This is a genomic window from Streptomyces auratus, from assembly GCF_050433025.1.
GTDB lineage: Bacteria > Actinomycetota > Actinomycetes > Streptomycetales > Streptomycetaceae > Streptomyces > Streptomyces sioyaensis.
The window spans coordinates 592,629-614,865 of the sequence record NZ_JBNGCB010000001.1; the positions used below are offsets into that span (position 1 = coordinate 592,629).

Below are 22,237 nucleotides of genomic sequence, written 5' to 3' on the forward strand. Positions count from 1 at the left end.
CGTTCCTCACCGTTCGTCGTGGTCGCTGTCGCCGTGTACGGCGTCTTCGAGTTCGCGCAGGATGTGCTCCTCCACCAGGTCCGCCAAGGCGGCGACGGTGCGGGAGACCAGCACATCGCGGGGTGTGAGGGACACCCCGAAGGTCTCGTTGGCCCGGGAGGCAATGAGCAGGCTGCGCAGCGAGTCGCCGCCCCGTGCGAAGAAGTCGTCCTCGACGCCCACGGTCGTCTCCAGGGCCGTGGACCAGATGTCCGCGAGGAGTTCCTCGGTGGGGGTGCGCGGGGCGACGTGCCGGGCCGGCTCCCCCGCGTCCCGCCCGGGTGCGGGCAGGGCGGCGCGGTCGGTCTTGCCGTTCTCGGTGAGCGGGAAGCGCTCCAGGACGACGAAGGCCGAGGGCACCATGGGGCCGGGCAGCGTGCGGGCGGCGAAGGCGCGCAGCTCCGGGCCGGCCGGAGCCGCGGCGCCGGGTGCCGCGAGCAGATGGGCCACCAGCCGCGGCAGCCTGGGCTCGTCCTCCCGTACGGTCACCACCGCGTCCAGGACGGCCGGGTGCCGGGTCAGGGCGGCCTCGACCTCGCCCGCCTCGATGCGGTGGCCGCGCAGCTTGATCTGGTGGTCGGTCCGGCCGAGGTGGTGGAGCTCGCCGCGGGCGTCGCGCCGGACCCGGTCGCCGGTGCGGTACATCCGGGTGCCCGGCGGGCCGTACGGGTCGGCGGTGAAGCGGGTGGCGGTCAGGCCCGGCCGGTTCAGATACCCGCGGGCCAGCGAGGCCCCGCTGATCCAGAGTTCACCCGGGACGCCGTCGGCTACCGGGCGCAGCCGCTCGTCGAGCACGTACACCCCGGTCGCGGGCAGCGGGCGGCCGATGGGGGGCGCGCTGCCGTCGGGGCACAGCGGGCCGGACCAGGTGGCGACCACCGTGGTCTCGGTGGGCCCGTACGAGTTGATCATCCGGTGGTGCGGGGCCCAGCGGGCGACGAGTTCGGCGCCGCAGGCGTCCGCGCCGACGATCAGCGTGCGCAGGTCCGGCAGGGTGCCCGCGGTGTCGGGCGGCACCGTGCCGAGCGCGGCCGGTGGCAGCAGGGTGTGGGTGATGCGCTCCTCGCGCAGCACCGCGGCCAGTTGCGCACCGAGCAGCGGGCCGGGCGGCGGCACCACCAGGCAGGCACCGGCCGGCAGGGACATGCACAGCTCCAGCACCGAGGCGTCGAAGCTGGGGGTGGCGAAGGCCAGGACCCGGTCTCCCGGGCGGACCTGGTAGTGGTCGGCCTCGGCGGCGGCGAAGCCCGCGAGGCCGCGGTGGGTGACGACCACGCCCTTGGGGATGCCGGTGGAACCGGACGTGTAGATCACATAGGCCGGGTCGTCGAGGTCGAGCGGGCGGACGCGGTCCCGGTCGGTGGGCCGGTGGCCGGGTGCCACGTCGTCTTCGACGTCCAGGAGTTCCCTGATCTCCGCGGCGTCCAGGGTGACGGCCGGGGCGGCGTCGCGCAGCATCAGCGCGATCCGCTCTTGCGGGTAGCCGGGGTCGACCGGCAGGTACGCGGCGCCCGCCTTGGCGGTCGCGAGCTGGGCGACGACCATCTCGGCCGATCTCGGCAGGACCAGGGCGACGAGGTCACCGGGGCCCGTCCCGCGGGCGAGGAGACGGTGCGCGAGGCGGTTGGCCCGCGCCTCCAACTGGGCGAAGGACAGCGTCCCTGCCGGCCCGCGCACGGCGGGTGCCTCGGGCCAGCGGTCCACCGCCGCCTCGACGAGTGCGGCGAGGGTGGCCGGCGCGACCGTGTCGGCGTCCGCCGCCGGGCGGCCGGTGAGCCGGGCGCGCTCGTCCGGCGGCAGCACGTCGATCCCGTCCACGGACCCGGCCGCATCGGGCGCCGCCAGGGCGGCGAGGGTGTGCACCAGCTGCCCGGCCAGCGACCGCGCGGTGGACTCCTCGAAGTACCGCGGGTCGTAGCCGAGTTCGACGCACAGTTCGGAGCCGGGCGAGATCACCACGGTGAGCGGGTAGTTGGTCGCCTCCAGGGCGTGCAGATCGCGGACCCGCAGGCCGTGCGCGGTGGCCGCGGTGTTGTTGATCGGGTAGTTCTCGAAGACCACCAGGCTCTCGAACAGCGGCTCCCCGGCGTCCAGTGCGCTCCAGTCGCGCAGGTCCGACAGCGGGACGTGGTCGAACCCGCGGGCATCGGCCTGTGCGGACTGCAACGCCCGCAGCCAGTCCGCCGGGGCGGCGGTGCCGTCCACGTCGACCCGCACCGGCAGGGTGTTGATGAACAGGCCGGTGATGGCGTCGGCGCCGGGCAGGTCCGCGGGCCGGCCGGAGACCGTGCTGCCGAAGCACACCTCGCGCTCCCCGCTCCAGCGCGACAGCAGCAGGCCCCAGACCCCCTGGACGACGGTGTTGAGGGTGAGGTGGTGGCGCCGGGCGAAGTCCGTCAGCGCGGTGGTCCGTTCCGCATCGAGCCGCTGGGAGTGCCAGGTGCCGGCGCGGGTGGCGGCGCCCTGGGCGGGGCGCCGGTCGTAGGGCAGCGGGGTGGCGGCGGACAGCCCCGCCAGCTCCCGGCGCCAGTGCGCTTCGGCCGGGGCGGTGTCGTGGGCGGCGAGCCAGGCGGCGTAGTCCGCGAACGGCCTGCGGTCCGGCAGAGGGGGCTCGGTGCCCGCGGCGAGCGCCGCGTGGCAGGCGAAGACGTCCGAGAGGACCTGGAAGACGCTCCACCCGTCGAGCAGCACATGGTGGAAGGTCCACACGACCCGCGCCTCGGCCGGGGAGAGCCGGATGAGGGCGACCCGTAGCAGCGGCGCCCGGTCCAGGGCGATGCCGCGGGCCCGGTCCTCGGCGAGCAGCCGCTCCAGCGCGGCGTCCCGCTCGTCCGGCGGCAGGGCGCTCCAGTCGTACTCCGTCACGGGCAGGGTGACGCAGTGGTGCACGGTCTGGAGCGGCACCGGCACGTCGCGCAGCACCACCGCGCTGCGCAGCACGGGGGTGCGGTCCACGACCTGCTGCCAGGCGGCGGCCAGCAGCCGCAGATCGTGCACGCCGTCCACGACGAAGGTGGCCTGCTCCACGTAGAGCCCCTGGTCGGGCTCGTCCAGGCCGTGGAAGACCAGGCCCGTCTGGGTCGGGGTCAGCGGATAGATGTCCGTGACGTCCCGGCCGTTGCCGGCGAGCCGGTCGACGGTCTCCTGGTCCAGACGGACCAGCGGGAAGTCGGAGGGGGTTCGGCCGCCGGCGTCCGGCTGCGCGCAGTGCCGGACGATCTCGCGCAGTTCGGCGGCCATCTCCTCGGCCAGCCGGGCGACGGTGGCCCGCCGGTGCAGGTTCTTCGAGAACGACCAGGTGAACTCCAGCCGCTTGTCCGCGACCAGGCCGACGACATCGATCAGCTGCGGCCGGTCGGCCGCCGGGTCCATGCCGCCCTCCAGTGCGCCGTACGGTGCGTGCAGCAGGCCGTCGCCGGCCGAGGCGCTCCAGTCCTGCTGGCCGAGGTAGTTGAAGCCGATCTGCGGTGCGGGCGGGAGCCCGTCGGCCGCCGGGGTGCGCAGATGACGCAGCGCACCGTGCCCCAGGCCGTGCCGGGGCACTCTCCGCAGCCCCTCCTTCGCGGACTTCAGCGCCGCCGCGAGGTCCGCCCGCGGCGGCAGGTCCAGTGCGACCGGGAACATGGTGGTGAACCAGCCGACGGTACGGGAGAGATCGACGTCGTCGAAGATCTCCTCGCGGCCGTGGCCCTCCAGCCCGATCAACACCCGGTCGTGCCCGGTCCAGCGGGCCAGCACCCGGCCCAGGGCACACAGCAGAACGTCGTTGACCCGGGTGCGGTAGGTGTCCGGCACGTCCTGGAGGAGCCGGCGGGTCTCCTCGGCCTCCAGGCGGACGGTCACCGTGTCCTCGGAATCCGCGGTGTTGCGGCCCACGCCGTCGGTGGGCAGCTCGGCGTGGCCCTGCGGCCCGCTCCAGTAGGGGAGTTCGTCGTCGAAGCCGCCGGCGGCGGTGTGCGCGGACAGCCGCTCGGCCCAGGTGCGGAAGGAGGTCGTCTTGGGGCCGAGCTCGGCCCGGCCCCCGGCGCGCACCGCGCGGTAGGCGGTGTCCAGATCCTCCAGGAGGATGCGCCAGGACACCGCGTCCACGACCAGGTGGTGGGCCGCCAGCAGCAGGACCGGACGCTCCTCGGCACCGAGCCGGCACAGCACGGACCGCAGCAGCGGCCCACCGGCCAGGTCGAAGCCGGCGCTCAGGTCCCGGGCCAGCGCGCCCAGCGCTCCGGGGCGGTCACCCGGTGCCCAGTGCGACAGGTCGCGCACCTCCAGCGCGGGCGCCGCGCCGGGTGCCACGCCGAACTGGCGCCAACGGCCCTCGCCGGTGGGCTCGTACCGCATCCGCAGGGCGTCGTGGTGCTCCAGTACGGCGGCCAGGGCGGCACGCAGCGCGTCCTCGTCGGCCTCGGCGGTCAGCCGGAAGGACAGCGACTGGGTGAAGTGCCAGGGGCTGTCGGGGACGGTGTCGAACAGCCAGTGCTGGACGGGGGTGAGCGGGACCTCGCCGACCACCGGGCCCTGTTCGGCGCTGGTCAACGCGGCGGGCAGGCCTTCGGCGGCCGCGGCCAGGGCGGCGACGGTCTGGTGGACGAACAGCTGCCGCGGCGTCAGTTCGATGCCCGCGCGGCGGGCCGCGGAGACGATCTGGATGCTGAGGATCGAGTCGCCGCCCAGGGCGAAGTAGTTGTCCTCGGCGCCCACCCGGTCCACGCCCAGCACCTGGGCCCAGATGGCGGCGAGCGTCTTCTCGGTGTCCGTGCGCGGCGGGCGATGGCCGCCGGCCGGAGCCGCCCAGTCGGGCGCCGGCAGGGCGCGCCGGTCGAGTTTCCCGGTCGTTCCCAACGGCAGCCGTTCCAGCGGGACGACGACCGCAGGAACCAGATGGTCGGGCAGGCTCTGCGCGAGGAAGGCGCGCAGCGCGGCGGGGTCGGGGCGCACCGCGCCCCGCCCGACGACATAGCCCACCAGCCGCTTGTGGCCGTCGGTCTCGACCACCCGGGCGGCGGCCTCGGCCACCTCCGGGTGGCGGGCCAGCGCGGCCTCCACCTCGCCCAGTTCGATCCGGAAGCCGCGCACCTTGACCTGGTCGTCGGTGCGGCCGAGGTACTCCAGCTCCCCCTGGGCGTCCCAGCGCACGAGGTCGCCGGTGCGGTACATCCGCTCGCCCGCGGGGCCGAACGGGTCGGCGAGGAAGCGCCGGGCGGTCAGTCCGGGGCGGGCGAAGTACCCGCGCGCCACGCCCGTACCGGCGAGGTAGAGCTCGCCGGGCACCCCGACGGGCACCGGCTTCAGACGCGGATCGAGGACATAGGCGCGGGCGCCGGTGACGGGGCTGCCGATCGGCGGGGTGCGGTCGGGGTCGCCGGGGTCGCAGTGCCAGGCGGTGGCGTACACGGTGGCCTCGGTGGGGCCGTAGATGTTCACGACCCGGCAGCCGGGGACGGCGGCGCGGACCTCCGCCACGGTGCGGGCGGCGAGCCCCTCACCGGCCAGCACCACGGTCTCGGCGGTGACCTGGACGGTGTCCTCGGCGAGGAGCCGCCCCAGGGCCGAGGGGACGGCGCTGAGCAGGCCCGCGTTCCAGGGGCCGCGGCGTTCGGCCAGCGCGAGCAGGTCACCGACCAGCTCGACGCAGCCGCCGGACAGCAGCGGGCAGACCATCTCGAAGACCGAGACGTCGAAGTTGAGCGAGGTGGAGGCCACGACGTGGGACAGGCCGCGGTCGCCGAACTCGGCGGCCGCCCAGTCGGCCAGTGCCACCACCGAATCGTGGGTGACCACCACGCCCTTGGGCAGGCCCGTCGACCCCGAGGTGTGGATGACGTACGCGGGGTGGGCGGGCAGCAGCGCACCGGCCCGCTCGGCGTCGCCGAGGTCGGCGGCGGACCGCTGCGCGAGCTGCTCGGCGGTCCCGGCGTCGTCCAGCACGAACCGGGTGGCGGGCCCCTCGGGCAGCCGGCCGGCCAGGTCGGTGGTGGTGAGCACGATGTCCGGCCCGATGTCGTCGAAGAGGAAGGCGATCCGCTCGGCCGGGTACGTGGGGTCGACCGGCAGGTATGCCGCGCCGCTCTTGAGCACCGCGAGCAGGGCCACCATCAGGTCGGCCGTGCGCGGCAGCGCGAGCGCCACGAACCGCTCCGGGCCGGCGCCGGCGGCGATCAGCAGCCGGGCCAGCCGGTTGGCGCGCTCGTTCAGCTCCCGGTAGGTCAGCCGGTCGGCGCCGGCCACCACGGCCGGGGCGCCGGGGGTGCGGGCCGCCTGCTCCTCGAAGACCGCGGGCAGCACCCGCCGCGGTCTGCGGACGGCCGGTCCGCCGAACTGCTCCAGGAGGCGCCCGCGTTCCGCCCCGCTGAACAGGGGCAGATCGGCCAACCGGCGGTCCGGGTCCGCCGACATCTCCGTCAGCAGGACGCGCAGGCACTCCCCCAGCCGCTCGACGGTGCCGGCGTCGAAGGCCGCCGGGTCGTAGTCCAGGGTGATGGCGAGGCGCTCGCCGGGGGCGACGACCACGCCGAGCGCGTAGTTGGTCGGCTCCAGGTCGCGTTCCTGCTGGATGCCCAGGCCGTGCCGGGCGAGGGCCGCGCTGTCGAAGGGGTAGTTCTCGAAGACCACGATGCTGTCGAACAGGCCAGTTCCGCCGGGGAGTTCGCTCCAGGTCTGGAGCTGGGCCAGGGAGACGAAGTCGAACCGGCGGGACTCCGACTGGGACGTCTGGAGTTCGCGCAGCCAGTCCAGCAACGCCCGCTCCCCGTCGACCCGCACCCGGGTGGGCAGGGTGTTGATGAACACGCCGACCATGGACTCGACGCCCGGCAGGGCGGCGGGCCGGCCGGAGACGGTGGTGCCGAAGACCACGTCGTCGCTGTGGCCGTAGCGCGAGAGCAGCAGGCCCCAGGCGCCCTGGAGGACGGTGTTCATGGTCAGGCCGGCCCGCTGCGCCGTCTCCCGCAGCCGGGCGGACTCCTCGGCGCCGAGCGTGACGCCGACCGAGCCCGACGAGGCGGTGCGGTGGGCCTCCAGGGGACGCCGGTCCCGCGGCAGTTCGGTCGGGGAGGTGAATCCGGCCAGCGCGGTGCGCCAGTGCCGCTCGGCCTGCGTGCTGTCCTGCTCCGCCAGCCAGCGCAGATAGCTGCTGAAGGGGGCACGCGAGGGGACCTCGGGGCGGCGGCCCGCGGTGAGCGCCGCGTACCGCTCGCAGATCTCGTCGAAGACCTGGGCCGCGCTCCAGCCGTCGAGCAGGACGTGGTGGAAGGTCCACACGAGCCGGACCCGGTCCGTGGAGAGCCTGATCAGGGCGAGCCGCATCAGCGGGGCGCAGGTCAGGTCGAGACCGGCCGCCCGGTCCTCGGCGAGCAGGGTCTCCAGGGCGCGCTCGCACCGTTCGGGGGCCCATCCCGACCAGTCGTGATGGGTGATCGGGACGGTGGCGCGGGTCCGGACGATCTGCAGCGGCTCGGCGGTCTCCTCCCACACCAGTCGGGTGCGGAGCATCGGATTGGCGTCGGACGCCTGCTGCCAGGCCTCGGCGAGGGCGGCGGGGTCGGTGACGCCGGAGAGCACCAGCTGGACCTGGTTGAAGTAGGCGCCGGACGACGGATCCATCAGGCCGTGGAAGAGCATGCCGGCCTGCATCGGGGTCAGCGGATAGATGTCCTCGACCGCACTCCCGTCCGCCGCGATCCGGTCCACGGCCGCCTGGTCGAGGCGGGCCAGCGGGAAGTCGGAGGGGGTGCGGCCGCCGGCGCCCGGGCCGGCGCAGTGGGCGACGATGTCCTCCAGCGCCGAGAGCATGCCCGTGGCCAGGGCGGAGACCGTCTCCTCGCGGTGCACCCCGCTGCTGTAGTACCAGGTGAGTTCCAGCCGGCGGTCCTCGACCCGGCCCACCACGTCCAGCAGGTGCGGGCGGACCGACTCGGGCGCGGCGGCGCCGTCCAGTCCGCCGCGCACCCCGCGGATCAGGCCGCCGCCCTCGGCGGACCAGTCGAAGCGGCCCAGGTAGTTGAAGCTGATCCCGGGCCGGGGTGCGCCGGCGAGCTCCGGGGCCCCCGCGAGATGGCGCAGCGCCCCGTGGCCGAGCCCCCGGCCGGGCACGGCGCGCAGTTGCTCCTTGACGGAGGTGAGCGCCGTGGCCCAGTCGCCGGCCGGCACGTCGAGGGCGACGGGGAACAGGGTGGTGAACCAGCCGACCGTACGGGACAGGTCGACGTCGTCGAAGAGCTGGTCCTCGCGGCCGTGCCCCTCCAGGCCGACGGCGACGGTGCGCTCACCGGTCCAGTCGGCCAGCACCCGGCCGAGCGCCGTGAGCAGTACGTCGTTGATCTGCGTGCGGTAGACGCCGGGCACCTTCTGCAACAGGTCGTCGGTGCGTCGCCGGTCCAGACGGACGGTGACCGAGCGGAGGTCGGCGATCGTGTTGGTCCCCGCGGAGTCGACGGGCAGCGCGGCCGCGCAGCGCGCGCCCACCGCGCTCCAGTGGGCGAGCTCCCCGGTGAAGCCGCCGGCCTCGGTGTGGGCGTGCAACCGCCGGGCCCATTCCTGTACGGAGGTGGTCCGGGCGGGCAGGCGCACCGGCTCCCCGGCGCGGGCCTGCCGGTAGGCGCTCTCCAGGTCCTCCAGCAGCACCCGCCAGGAGACGCCGTCGACCACGAGGTGATGCACCGTCAGGTAGAGCTGGGGCGGCCGGTCCTGCGCGCCGGTGAAGAGCCGGCCTGCGAGCAGCGGGCCGGACTCCAGCCGGAAGCCCGTGTCCGCCTCGGCGCGGGCGGCGTCCACCGCGGCGTCGCACTCCTTGCCGGTCAGCCCGGTCAGGTCGTGCGCCCGCAGCAGCTGCGGGTCCGTCGCGTCCGGTGCCGGGCAGTGCTGGCGCCAGGTCCCGTCCGCCCCCTCGGTGAAGCGGCCGCGCAGGGCGTCATGGTGGGACCACAGCGCACGCAGGGCCGCTTCCAGGGCCCGCGGGTCGGGGTCCTCGGCCAGCTCGATGACGACGGACTGGTTGAAGTAGCCGGGGCGCTCGGGCCGGGCGTCGAGGAACCAGTGCTGGATCGGGGTGAGGTCGACGTCCCCGGTCACCGGGCCGGTGCCGGTGACCTGCGCGGTGGCGCCGGTGGCGGCGGTCAGCGCGGCGATGGTGGGGTGGCGGAACAGGTCCCGGGGGGTGAGGGACAGGCCCGCCCGGCGGGCGCGCGAGACGACCTGGATGCTGAGGATCGAATCGCCGCCCAGCATGAAGAAGTTGTCGTCCACGCCCACCCGGTCGATGCCCAGCAGGGCGCACCAGATCTCCGCGAGGATCCGCTCCGCCTCGGTGCGCGGGGCGCGGTGCTCACCCGCGGTGGCGGCCGACGGGTCGGGGGCGGGCAGCCGTCGCCGGTCGACCTTTCCGTTGCCGGTCAGGGGCAGCGCCTCCAGGGTGACGAACGCGGCCGGGAGCATGTAGTCGGGCAACACCTCGGCGAGGAAGGCGCGCAGCTCGGCCGCCGGCGGCACGGTCGTTCCCGGGGCGGCCACGAGGTGGGCGACCAGGCGCTTGCGGCCGCCGTCGGCGAGGACGGTCAGCACCGCTTCGCCCACGCTGTCGTGGCGGGTGAGCGCGGCCTCGATCTCGGCCGGTTCGACGCGGAAGCCCCGGATCTTGATCTGGTCGTCGGCGCGCCCCACGAAGTGGAGTTCACCGTCCGCGCTCCAGCGCACGATGTCGCCGGTGCGGTACATCCGGGTGCCGGCCGGGCCGAACGGGTCGGCGAGGTAGCGTTCGGCGGTCGCGCCGGGGCGGCCGCCGTAGCCGCGGGCCAGTCCGGCACCGGCGATGTAGAGCTCTCCCGGGATGCCGGGCGGCTGCGGCTGGAGCGCGTCGTCCAGCACATAGACCCGGGTGTTGTCCAGGGGGCGCCCGATGGGCAGGGCGGCGGGCAGCGGGTCGCCGGCGCGGAAGACCCGCCGGGTCGCGAAGGTGGTCGTCTCGGTGGGGCCGTAGCCGTCGACCACGGTGAGGTCCGGGCAGGCGTCGAGCAGGCGGCGGACCGCGGCACCCGGTACGGCCTCGCCGCCGGTCCACACTTCCCGGGCACCGCGCAGGCACCCGGGGTCCTCCTGGGCGAGCAGGCGGAACAGTCCGGCGGTCAACCACAGGCAGCTGACGCCCTGTTCCGTGATCGCCCGGCGCACCGTGGCGGCGTCGATGTCCGCCGGCGGGGCCAGCACGGCCGTACCGCCGCGCAGCAGCGGTACCCACAGTTCGTAGGTGGCGGCGTCGAAGGCCTGCGGGGAGTGCACCAGGACCCGGTCGTGTGCGGCGAAGGCGCGGTCGAAGGCGAGCGCGACGACGTCCCGGTGGCGCACCGCGACACCCTTGGGGCGCCCGGTGGAGCCGGAGGTGAACATCAGGTACAGCACGTTGTCGGGGTGGACGGCGGGCAGCGGCGCACCGGCCGGGGCGGGGGTGTCCGCGGCTCCGGGCGGCACCGCGGCCGCTCCGTCACCGGTGAGCAGCAGGGTGCGCCCGTCGGGAGCCGCCTCCCGGGCGGTCTCCTCCCAGGAGGCATCGGTGAGGACGAGGTCCGCCGCGCTCTCCGCCAGGACCTGCCGCAGCCGCTCCCGCGGGGCGCGGCCGTCCAGCGGGACGTACACGCCGCCGGCCTTGGCGAGCGCCAGCTGGGCGACGACCAGCGCGGCCGAGCGGTCCATGAGGACCCCGACCGGACGCTCCGGTCCGACGCCGATCCCGATCAGCCGATGGGCCAATGCATCGGCTCTCGCCTCTAGTTGACGGTACGTCAATCTCAGCTCCCCGGCGTCCAGGGCCATGGCGTCGGGGGTGCGCCGGGCCTGGGCGGCGAACAGCTCGGCCACCGTGCCCTCGGGCAGTGCGGCGGCGGTGTCGTTCCACTCCTCGACGACCTGGCGGCGGTGCGCGGCACCGAGCACCGGCAGCCGCGCGGGCGGGCCCCCGGCGTCGGCGGCCATGCCCGCCAGCAGCACCGTGAGGTACTCCCCCATCCGCTCGACGGTGGCGGCGTCGAACAGCTCCGGGTCGTAGCCGAGCCGCAGCGCCAGCTCCGCGCCCGGGTAGGCGACCAGGCTCAGGGGGTAGTTGGTGGTCTCGATGCCGTCGAGGCCGCTGAGCCGGAGGCCGTGCGCGGCGGCGAGGTCGTCGCCGACCGGGTAGTTCTCGAAGACCACGATGCTGTCGAACAGCGCGACCCGCTCGGGCAGGTCGCAAAAGGCCGTCAGCCGGGTGAGCGGCACGAAGTCGAAGCGCCGGTCGTCGGTCTGGATCTCCTGCACCCGGCGCAGCCAGTCCCCCAGGGTGCCGTCGGCCGGGACGGTCAGCCGGGTCGGCACGGTCGCGATGAACAGCCCGTTCATCGCCTCGACGCCGGGCAGCTCGGGCGGCCGCCCGGAGACGGTGGTACCGAAGACGACCTCGCGACGGCCGGTCTGACGGGCCAACAGCAGCGCCCAGGCACTCTGCACCAGGGTGTTCACGGTCACCCCGGTGCGCTTGGCCAGCTCGTCCAGGGCGCGGGTGGTGCCGGCAGACAGGGTGCGGCGCACCGCTGCGGTGGACTCGGCGCGATGGGTCTCCCGGGGCTCGCGGTCGTAGGGCAGGGCGGTGGGCTCGGCCAGGCCGTCGAGGCGGGCCCGCCAGTGCCGTTCGGCCGATGCCCAGTCGCGCTCGCGCAGCCAGGCCACATAGTCACGGAAGGGCCGGCGGACCGGCAGGCCGCTCTCCGCCGCGGTGTCCCCCTCGGACAGCAGCGCATGGCACCGGAAGACGTCGGACAGCACCTGGAACAGGCTCCAGCCGTCGAGCACCAGATGGTGGAAGGACCACACCACCTGTACCTCGGTGTCCGACAGCCGGGCGAGGGTGAGCCGCTGGAGCGGGGCGGTTTCGAGGTCGATCCCGCGCCGCCGGTCGTCGTCGAGCAGCTCTTGCAGCCGCGCCCGCCGCTCCTCGTCCGTCAGGGCGCGCCAGTCGAGCCGGCGCACCGGCACCGTGGCGTCGCGCTCGACCACGAGCAGCGGATCGGGTACGTCCTGCCACACCACCCGGCCCCGCAGCACCGGCGTGCGGTCGGTCACCCGCTGCCAGGCCGCGGCGAGGACCTGGGGGTCGGGCACACCGTCCAGCACGAAGGCGAGCTGCTGGAAGTAGACGCGTCGGTCGTCCTGGGACAGCCGGTGGAAGAGCATGCCGGCCTGGGTGGGGGTGAGCGGGTGGATGTCCTCGACGGCGGCGGCGTCCTCGCCCACCACCCGGTCCACGGCCGGCTGGTCGAGCGCGGCCAGCGGGAAGTCGGACGGGGTGCGGCCGCCGGCCCCCGGCCGGGCGCCGTGCCGGGCGATGTCGCCCAGCGCCCGCGCGAAGGCACCGGCCAGCGCGGTGACGGTCTCCTCGTGGTGGAGGTTCGCCGAGTAGAACCAGGTGAATTCCAGGGCGTCGCCGTCGAGCCGGCCGACGACCTCCAGCGCGTGCGGCCGCGCCGCCGCCGGGTCGGCGTCCAGCGACAGCTCGCGGTGCGGGCCGCGGTAGAGGCAGCCGTCGCCGCCGGGCAGGCCGAACTGGCCGAGGTAGTTGAAGCTGATGCCGGCGGTCGGCGTGGTGGGCAGGTCCTCCGGCCGGATCAGGTGGCGCTGGACGCCGTAGCCCAGACCGCGGCGGGGCACGGCGCGCAGCTGCTCCTTGACCGACTTCAGCACGGTGCCCCAGTCCGCGTCCGGTGCCACGGTGAGGGCGACCGGGTAGCGGGTGGTGAACCAGCCGACCGTGCGGCTCAGGTCCAGGTCGCCGAAGAGCTCCTCCCGGCCGTGGCCCTCCAGGTCCACCGGGACCCGGTCCCGGCCGGTCCACCCGTGCAGCGTCCGGCCCAGCGCGCTCAGCAGCACGTCGTTGACCTGGGTGCGGTAGGCACTGGGCAGGGTGTGCAGCAGGACGGAGGTGTCCTGCGGGGTGAGGCGCACGGTCACCGAGCGGGCCGACGCATAGGTGTTGGCGCCGTCGAGGTCGGTCGGCAGCTCCGGGTCACAGGAGCGGGCCAGCGCGGTCCAGTACGCCGTCTCGTCCTGGAAGCCGCCGGTGCCGGCGTGTTCGGTGAGCCGGCGGGCCCAGTGGCGCAGCGGGGAGGACTTCGCCGGCAGCGCGGCGGCCTGCTCGCCGCGCTGCCGTGCGCGGTAGGCCCGGTCCAGGTCCGCCAGCAGGATGCGCCAGGAGACGCCGTCGACCACCAGGTGGTGGACGGTCAGATGCAGCACCCGGGGCAGCCCGGCGCCCCGGTCGTGGAGTACGGCGCGCCACAGCGGACCGCAGGCCAGGTCGAACGGGCCGAGGTGCACGGCGGTGGCGTCGGGGCCACGGTGGTGGTGCAGCACGGCCGCGGGCGCCTCGGCCTCGATGTGCTGGAGCCACCGGCCGTCGCCCTCGCGCGTGAAGCGCGAGCGCAGCGCGTCGTGGTGGGCGACCACCTCGCGCAGAGCGGCCTCCAGCGCCGCGGTGTCGAGGTCGTCGGACAGCTCGACGGACAGCGTCTGGCCGAAGTGGCCGGCCCGGTCGGCATCGCTCTCGAACAGCCAGTGCTGAAGGGGTGTCAGGGGAGCGGTACCGGTGGCCACCGCCTCGGGGGCCGGGCCGGCAGCCGGCCGCTCGGCGGCGGCGTCCACGCACTGGGCGAGGGCGCCGACCGTCTGGTGCCGGTAGACGTCGCGCGAGGTGACGGCCAGCCCCGCCTGCCGTGCCTGGGCGACCACCTGGATGCTGAGGATCGAGTCGCCGCCCAGCGTGAAGAAGTTGTCCTCCACGCCGACCCGTGCCACCCGCAGGACGTCGGCCCACACGGCGGCCAGCGCCCGTTCGGTGGCGGTGCGCGGCGCCACGTACTCCGCCGTCCCCGCGGCCGTCCGGTCGGGGGCGGGCAGCCGGTCCCGGTCGAGTTTGCCGTTGGGGTTGAGCGGCAGCACCGGCAGGACGACGACCGAGGCCGGCACCATGTAGTCGGGCACGCTGCGGCCGAGTTCGCGGCACAGCGCGCCCGGGTCGAGCTCCGCCCCGGGGGCCGGCACGACATAGCCGATCAGGCGCTTGTGGCCGTCGCTCTCCCGGGTGGCGGCGGCCGCCTGGGCCACCCCCGCACAGCGCAGCAGCGCCGCCTCGACCTCGCCCAGCTCGATGCGGAAGCCCCGCACCTTGACCTGCTGGTCGGCCCGGCCGACGTACTCCAGCTCGCCCTCGGCGGTCCACCGCACCAGGTCGCCGGTGCGGTACATCCGGCTGCCCGGCCCGGCGAAGGGGTCGGCGACGAACCGGGTGGCGGTCAGACCGGGCCGCCCGAGGTACCCGCGGGCCAGGCCCCCGCCGCCGAGGTACAACTCCCCCGTCACGCCCGGTGGTTGGGGCCGCAGCAGGCCGTCCAGGACGTAGGCGCGGGTGCGGGCGACGGGCCGGCCGATCGGCGGGGACTGCTCGGGGATGCCGTCGCCGGCGAACCACGCGGTGGCGTACACGGTGGCCTCGGTCGGCCCGTAGATGTTGGCGACCTGGGCGGCGGGCATGGTCCGGCGGATGTCGCGCACGGTCTGCGCGGGCAGCGCCTCGCCCGCCAGCACCACCGTGTCGGCCCGGACGGCGGCGGCGTTCCGGGTGAGCATCCGGGAAACCACCGACGGCACCCCGCTGAGGAGACCGGCCTGCCGCGGGGCGCCGCCCGCCCGGTCGGCGAGGGCCGGCAGGTCGGCCACCACCTCGATGCTGCCGCCGGACAGCAGGGGGCACAGCAGCTCGAAGACGGACACATCGAAGTTGAGCGAGGTGGAGGCCACGACATCGGTCAGCCGCTGCCGCCCGAACGTCTCCCCCGCCCACACCGCCAGGTCGGCCACGCTGGCGTGCGAAACCACCACACCCTTGGGCCGTCCCGTCGAGCCGGAGGTGTAGATGACGTAGGCGGGGTGGCGGGGATCGAGCGGGCGCGCCCGTTCGGCGTCGGTGAGGTCGTCCTCCGGGGACCCGGGCAGCGCGGCCAGGGTCCCCGGGTCGTCCAGCACCAGCGGCTCGGTGCCCTCGGGCAGGCAGCCGGCCGTGTCCCGCGTGGTCAGGACGACGGCCGGAGCGGCGTCGGCGAGCATGAACCGGATGCGCTCGGCCGGATAGCCGGGGTCCACCGGCAGATATCCGGCACCCGCCTTGAGCACCGCCCACAGGACCGCGACCAGGTCGGCGGAGCGCGGCAGCGCCAGGGCCACCAGGGACTCCGGACCGACCCCCCGGCCGGCCAGCAGCCGGGCGAGGCGGTTGGCGCGCCGGTTCACCTCGTCGTAGGTGAGCTGCGTCCCGCCGCAGACCACGGCGGTCCGGTCGGGCGTACGGGCGGTCTGCGCCTCGAAGAGGGCGGGCAGCGTCGTCTCCGGAGCCTCCTGCTGCGGCGCGTTCCAGGCGTCGAGCATGGTGCGCCGCTCGTCGTCCGTGAGCAGCGGCAGTTCGGCCACGGTCCGGTGCGGGCCGTCCACCATGCCCGCCAGCAGGAGGTGCAGATGACGGCTCATCCGGGCCACGGTCCGGGCGTCGAACAGGTCGGTGTTGTACTCGACGGTCAGTCCGAAGGAGCCGTCGCTGCGCGGCAGGAACTCCAGCACCAGGTCGAACCGTGCGGCCGGGCGCGGCAGCGGATGCTCCTCGATCCGTACGCCGCCGGCCTCCTGGGGGTGCACCATGGCGGTCTGCTGGACCACGAGGACCTGCACGAGGGGCGTGCGGCTGGGGTCCCGCGGCGGGGCCAGCTCCTCGACGACCCGGTCGAACGGCACGCCGTCATGGCTGAAGGCGTCCATCAGCGTGGTCCGCATCGTGTCCAGGAACCGGTCGACGGTGACCGCGCCGTCGACGTCGCTCCGCAGGACCACGGTGTTGACGAAGAAGCCCGCCACGTCCTCCAGTTCGCGGCGGTGGCGGCCGTTGGTGACGGTGCCGAACGCGATGTCCCGCTGGCCGCTGTAGCGGGAGAACAGCACCGCGGCCGCCCCGGAGAACAGGGTGAAGGGGGTCGTGCCCTTGGCCCGGGCGAGTCTGCCGAGACGGGCGACGAGGTCCGCGGGCAGCTCGTGGCGGTGTGCCGCGCCGGCCGTGGTGCGCACCGGCGGCCGGGGCCGGTCCGTGGGCAGGTCCAGCTGCGGCGTCCCGGACAGCTGCCGCTTCCAGTACGCGAGGTCCGCCGCGTGCCGGGAGGGCGCCGGGCGACCGTGCTCCCACACGGCGAAGTCCGGGTACTGCAGGGCCGGTCGTGGCAGGTCGTCCGGCTTCCCGTCGGCCTCGGCGGCGTACAGCGCGGCCAGTTCCCGGACCAGGATGCCGACCGACCAGCCGTCGGTGACGAGGTGGTGCTGGGCGAGCAGCAGCAGGTGCTCCTCGTCGGCGAGCCGGATCAGCAGCGCACGGGTCAGCGGGCCCTCGCGCAGGTCGTAGCGGCGCTCCAGCTCCTCGGTCAGCAGCCGCTCGGCCGCTGCGGTGTGCTCGCCGGCCGACAGGGTGCGCAGGTCGGCGGTGCGCATCGGCAGAGCGGCCGCGTCGTCGACCCGTTGCACACCGCGTCCGTCCACCGTGGTGAAGGTGGTGCGCAGCGCGTCGTGGCGCGCGGCGAGCCGGTCCAGGGCACGGCCGAGCGCGCCCTGGTCCAGCCGTCCGCGCAGCCGCACCCCGACCCCGGTGTTGTACTCGCTGCCGCCGGCCGTGAGGTCGTCGAGGAACCACAGCCGCTGCTGGGCGGCGGAGAGCGGCAGCGGGCGCTCGCGCGGGGCCGACGGGATCGGTGTCGCGGGATCCGTGCCGTCGACTCCGTCGAGAAGGGCGGCCACTTCGGCGACCGTCCGGGCGGTGAACAGGTCCCGGACGGTCAGCCGGACCCGCCGCTCCTCCCTGATCCGGGAGAGCACCCGCACCGCGAGGACGGAGTCGCCGCCGAGGGCGAAGAAGTCGTCGTCGGCGCCGACGGGGTGCACGTCCAGGACGTCCGACCAGATGCCGGCCACGGTCCGCTCGGCGGGCGTCCGGGGCGCGAGGTGGCTCGCGGTGTGGGCCGGGCCGGGCTCGGGCAGGGCCGTCCGGTCGATCTTGTGGTGTGCGGTGAGCGGGAACGCGTCCAGGACCACGACGGCCGACGGCACCATGTGCGCCGGCAGGCTGCGGGCGACCGCCGCCCGCAGCGCCGCCGGCTGCGGCGGCCGGTCGTCGTCCCCCGGCGTCACATAGCCGACGAGCCGCTGCCGTCCGGGCTCGTCCTCGCGCACCAGGACGACCGCTTCACCGACGTCGGCGTGGCCCGCCAACACCGCCTCGATCTCGCCGGGTTCGACCCGGAAGCCGCGTATCTTGACCTGCCGGTCGAGCCGACCGAGGTACTCCAGCTCGCCGTCCGCGTTCCAGCGCGCCAGGTCTCCGGTGCGGTAGAGCCGGGTTCCGGGCGGTCCGTACGGGTCGGCCACGAAGCGCGCGGCGGTCAGGCCCGGGCGGTTGAGGTAGCCGCGGGCCACCCCCTCGCCCCCCACGTACAGTTCACCGCTGGTCCCGGCTGCCACCGGACGCATCGTCGCGTCCAGTACATGCAGCCGGGTGTACGGCAGCGGCCCGCCGATCGGCGGGGTGCCGCCGCCGACGGCCAGCGGTCCGGTCCAGGAGGCGACCACCGTGGCCTCGGTGGGACCGTAGGAGTTGATCAGCCGGCGCCCTGCGGCCCAGCGGTCGACCAGATCGGCCGGGCAGGCCTCGGCTCCCACGATCAGTGTCCGCAGGTCGGGCAGGGTCCGGTCACCGGCCGGGGCGGGCAGCGTGGCGAGCGCGGCCGGCGGGATGAGCGCATGGGTGATGCGGTGCTCGGTCAGGACGTCGGTGAGGTCGTCGCCCAGCCACGGGCCGTCCGGCGGCACCACGAGGGTGGCGCCGGACAGCAGGGAGCTGCACAGCTCCAGGACCGCGGCGTCGAAGCTCGGGGACGAGAACTGCAGGACGCGGTCACCGGGTTCGACGGCGTACCGGTCGGCCGCCGCCGCGGCGAAGCCGGCCAGTCCGGTGTGGGCGACCGTCACCCCCTTGGGGACACCGGTCGACCCCGAGGTGTAGATGACGTAGGCCGGGTGCGCGGCGTACAGCGGCGCGCACCGGTCCGCGTCCTGCGGGGTGTGGTCCGGTCCGGTGGCGAGCCGGAGCCGGGCCGGATCGTCGAGGACCACGGCCGGATCGGCGTCGGCGAGCATCAGCTCCCGGCGTTCGGCGGGGTAGGCCGGGTCGACGGGCAGGAACGCGCCGCCGGCTTTGGCCACGGCCAGTTCCGCCACGACCAGTTCGACCGAGCGGGGCAGCACCAGCGCCACCGTGCGCTCCGGCCCCACGCCGCGTCCGATGAGGTCGTGCGCCAGGCGGTTGGCCCAGGTGTCGAGTTCGCGGTAGGACCAGGTCCGCCGGCCGTCCGTGACGGCGGGTGCCTGCGGGGTGCGCGCCACCCACGCGGCGAACAGGTCACCGAGCGAACACGGGGGCACCGGACGGACCGCGCCGGGCCCGACGACCGGCGAACCGGTCCGGGTCTGCGCCAATGCGGACGCGGGTGCGGAGTTTTCGTGCGGGTCCGACATGGAAGTCAGTCCTTCGGGGCGGGGACGGGGCAGGGCAAAAGGACGTCGAGCAGCCCGGGAGAGCGGTCCCGGACAGGGGGCAGGGCCGAGGTCCGGCCGGGCCCGGCGCAAAGAGCGGGGAGGCGCGCGGGCCGCCGGCGGCGGGCTCGGCTCAGGCGGCGGCGGTACGGCGGGCCGTGCGTCCGGAGATCTGCAGCCGGTCGATCGTGCCGGTGTCCGGATCACGCACGAAACATCCGCCGGGCACCCGGCGGCCGGACGCGGGGTCCACCAGATCGCAGCTCAGATCCGCGTAGCAGACGAGGGGTGCCGGAGTGTCGCCGCTCACGGACAGCGCCAGGGAGCCCTCCGCGTCGGCGGTGACGCGGTATTCGACGGTTCCGTTGTGGTAGGTCCCGGCGCACTGGGGAAGTGCGAGGGGAGCGCCGGCCTCCCGCGGGCGCGGTGCCGCGGGCACGCTCACCCCGGTGATCCCGGCGAGGTCGTCGGCCAGTTCGTGCCACAGGGCGGTGCCGCTGTTGGCGTTGCTGGTGAAGGCGACCACGGTGCCGCTGTCCGGTTCGGCCCGCAGATGGCAGGAGGTGCCCTGCGCGTTGCCGTCATGGCCGCACCACTGTGCCGCGCCCTGCTGGAAAAGCGCGAGGCCCAGCCCCCAGGCGTCCGCCAGGACACCCGGCACGGCGCCGGGGACCGGGCGGCGCATCTCCTCGGCGGCGTCCTGCGGCAGCACCGGGCGGGGGCCGTGTCCGATCAGGTCCCGGCCCAGTGCGACCAGGTCGAGCGCGCTCGCCAGCAGGCCACCCGCCGGCGCCTCCACCGGCGCGAGGGTCTGCTGCACCGGCCGGACGCGGCCGGAGAGCGGGTTGGCGGAGTGTCCGCTCGCCACCGGTCGCTCCGGCGCACGGTCGCCGAGGAAGGCGGGCCGGGTGCCCAGGGGTTCCAGGAGGAAGGCCCGTACCGCGTCCTGCCAGGGCATGCCCGTCACCGATTCGATCAGCCGGCCGGCGGCGACGAACCCGGCGTTGGAGTAGGAGAATCCGGTCCCGGGCGCGCACACGGTGTCCCGGTCGGCGCAGTGCGCGGACAGATAGCGGGACGGCGTCAGGGCCGCGACGTCGTCCGAGTCGGGCCCGGTCGGGAGCCCCGCCGTGTGGCTGAGCAGCTGCCGCACGGTCACCTGCGGCGTCCGCAGCTCCGGCACGTACAGGGCGACCCGGTCGGCCGGCGCGAGGTCGCCGTCGGCGGCGAGCAGCATGACGACCGCGGCGGTGTAGCACTTGGTGACGGATCCGAGCGGCACCGCGGTGTCCGCGGTGAACGGCCGGCCCGTGGAGACGTCCGCGTCGCCGGTGTGGACGCTGTACGTGACCGAGTCGGTGTGCACGGCGAGCTGGGCTCCCGGCACCTGATGGGCGCGGGCGAGCGTGTGCAGACGCTCTTGTAACAGGCGTCGTATCTGCGTCTGCTGCCGGCTTGCGACCGGAGCGCTCGTGGCATACGGCATGAGAAAGCTACTCCCGGATCTCGAAATTCACGAGGCGTTGATGTGCCGGCTCACCGTGAACCGGTCCCGGTCGCGGTGTCGGCGCACCGGCCTCCGGGCCTGGTCGCCGAGGCGTGCTCGACGGCTGGACTCCCCGCGCCCGCGGCCCCTGCGGCCGAACGCGCCGGGAACGGCGCTATGACCTCCGTACCTCCAGCGGCAGTCGGCGCACGCTGACGATGACGGCGGGATTCTGGATCTCGACCTCGCTGCGACGGGCCACGGCGATCTCAGGGAAACGTTCCAGCACCAGCCGCAGGGCGATCCGGGCCTCCAGCCGGGCCAGCGGCGCACCGAAGCAGAAGTGGATGCCGTGGCCGAAGGTGAGGTGCGGGTTGGGGCTGCGGGTCACATCGAAGTCGTCGGGGCGGGCGAACCGGGCCGGATCGCGGTTGGCGGCGGCCAAGTTGGCCATCACCACCGAGTCGGCGGGCAGGGTCCGCCCGGCGAGCTGCACTTCACGGGTGGTCCGGCGGCCCAGCTCGGGGAAGGGCGGCAGCCAGCGCAGCACCTCTTCGATGACGTCCGGCAGCCGCCCGGGATCGGCGCGCAACCAAGCGGCCTCGTCGGGGTATTGGTCGAGGCAGAGCAGGGCATTGCCCAGCAGGGCGGTGGTGGTGATGTGCCCGGCGACCAGCAGCAGCGCCACGAAGCCGACGATCTCCTGGTCCGTCAGACGCACCCCGTCCACCTCGGCCCGCACCAGCCGGCTGGTCAGCCCCTCGCCCGGATTCTTCCGGTGGTGGCGGATGTGGTCGAGGAGGTAGCCGTTCATCTCGCGCACGGTGGGCGCGATGGAGTCCAGCGCGCGCTCGACGTCGGCCATGTCCAGCGACGAGCCGATCTCGTCCCCGCCGAAGAGGGTGGCCGCCCACTCCTGGAACAACGCCCGGTCGCCCGCCGGGATCCCCAGCAGTTCGGCGATGACGATGAGGGGCAGCGGGTAGGCCAGCGCGTCGACCACGTCGAACCGGTCGCGGTCCTCGACGGCGTCGAGCAGCTCCGTGGTGACGGCGTGAATCCGCGGTTCGAGTCCGGCCACCACGCGCGGGGTGAAGGCCTGGCTGACCAGGGTGCGCAGCTTGCGGTGCGCCGGCGGGTCCATGCCGACGAAGTTGCCCTGGCGGAAGGTCTCGAAGTCCGGCTGGGTGGGGGCCAGCCCGGAGAAGTCCGAGGAGTACGCGGCCGGATCGGCGAGCACGGCGGCCACGCTCTCGTGGTCCAGCACCTGCCACAGCTTCTGCTGCTCGTCGTAGCGGACGGGGCCGGCCTGCCGCGCGGTTCTCCACCCGTCGACGAGCGCGTCGAAGGCGAAGGGGGCCTGTATCAGTTCGTTGCTGGTCACCGGTTCTCCCTGGCGAGCGGGTCCGGGAGGATTCGCTCCTCGCCGGCAGTGGTGCAAACGACCGGTAGGCGGTCATGTGCCCCGGAACGGTGGATTGCGATACGGCACAACGGACTCACGTCACCGCCTTTTCCTGACCTTGGTTACTTTCTTGATGGTTTCCGGTGCGGACGAAATCGCCGCTCCGGAACTCCGTGCGCGGTGGTGTCGCGGTCACCCCGGGGGGCGAGGCACACCGAGTTCCGCGACCGCACGGTCGCTCAAGGGGACGTGCGCACGTGAATTCCGGCGCACGGCAGGCAGCAGCGCGCGAATACCGGGTCGCACGACAAAGCGACAGCCTGTGCAGCCGCATTCGCGCTCCGGGTCGTCACGGACGCGGGCGGCGCCGAGCGCCACTGCACGGCGAGCGACACGGGCGGCACCCCACCGCGACCTGCGGCGGACAGCGGCGCGGAGGCTGCCTCGGCGGTCGGCCGGGTCCCCACCGGGGCCGTACCGCGGGCCGTTCACGGACAGCGTGCGGGCCGCAATGTCACCGGCCCGACCCTTCCGTCCCTCGGCGCACCCCACCGGGGAAATGCAGCCGGCTTCGCCTTCCCACTCGGTGCACAAGTCCGCGAGCACCCTCCCCCACCATCCGTCACTCCACGGACAAACGGTAGCGACCGCACAGTCGACCTTCCCGATATCACTGA

3 protein-coding genes are annotated in these 22,237 nt (G+C 74.6%); all 3 read right to left on the bottom strand.

The genetic code is table 11. The annotated features are described in order from the left end of the window. Nucleotides 1-6 precede the first annotated feature (6 nt). The gene (locus BKA18_RS02460) at nt 7-18,651 is read right to left on the bottom strand and encodes a non-ribosomal peptide synthetase (protein ID WP_366047744.1); all 18,645 of its coding nucleotides are present in this window, start codon (nt 18,649-18,651) and stop codon (nt 7-9) included. A gap of 151 nt (nt 18,652-18,802) precedes the next feature. Next, a complete protein-coding gene (locus tag BKA18_RS02465; protein ID WP_366047743.1) occupies nt 18,803-20,155 on the bottom strand; it encodes a serine hydrolase domain-containing protein in 1,353 nt (450 codons plus the stop codon). 175 nt (nt 20,156-20,330) lie between these two features. Continuing rightward, nucleotides 20,331-21,539, bottom strand: coding sequence for a cytochrome P450 (locus BKA18_RS02470; RefSeq protein WP_366047742.1), 1,209 nt, complete (start codon nt 21,537-21,539; stop codon nt 20,331-20,333). Nucleotides 21,540-22,237: the final 698 nt, after the last annotated feature.

Excerpts from the sequence above, each read along its gene's own strand:
- BKA18_RS02460 (WP_366047744.1), bottom strand. The coding sequence starts at position 18,651 with ATGTCGGACCCGCACGAAAACTCCGCACCCGCGTCCGCATTGGCGCAG.
- BKA18_RS02465 (WP_366047743.1), bottom strand. The coding sequence starts at position 20,155 with ATGCCGTATGCCACGAGCGCTCCGGTCGCAAGCCGGCAGCAGACGCAG.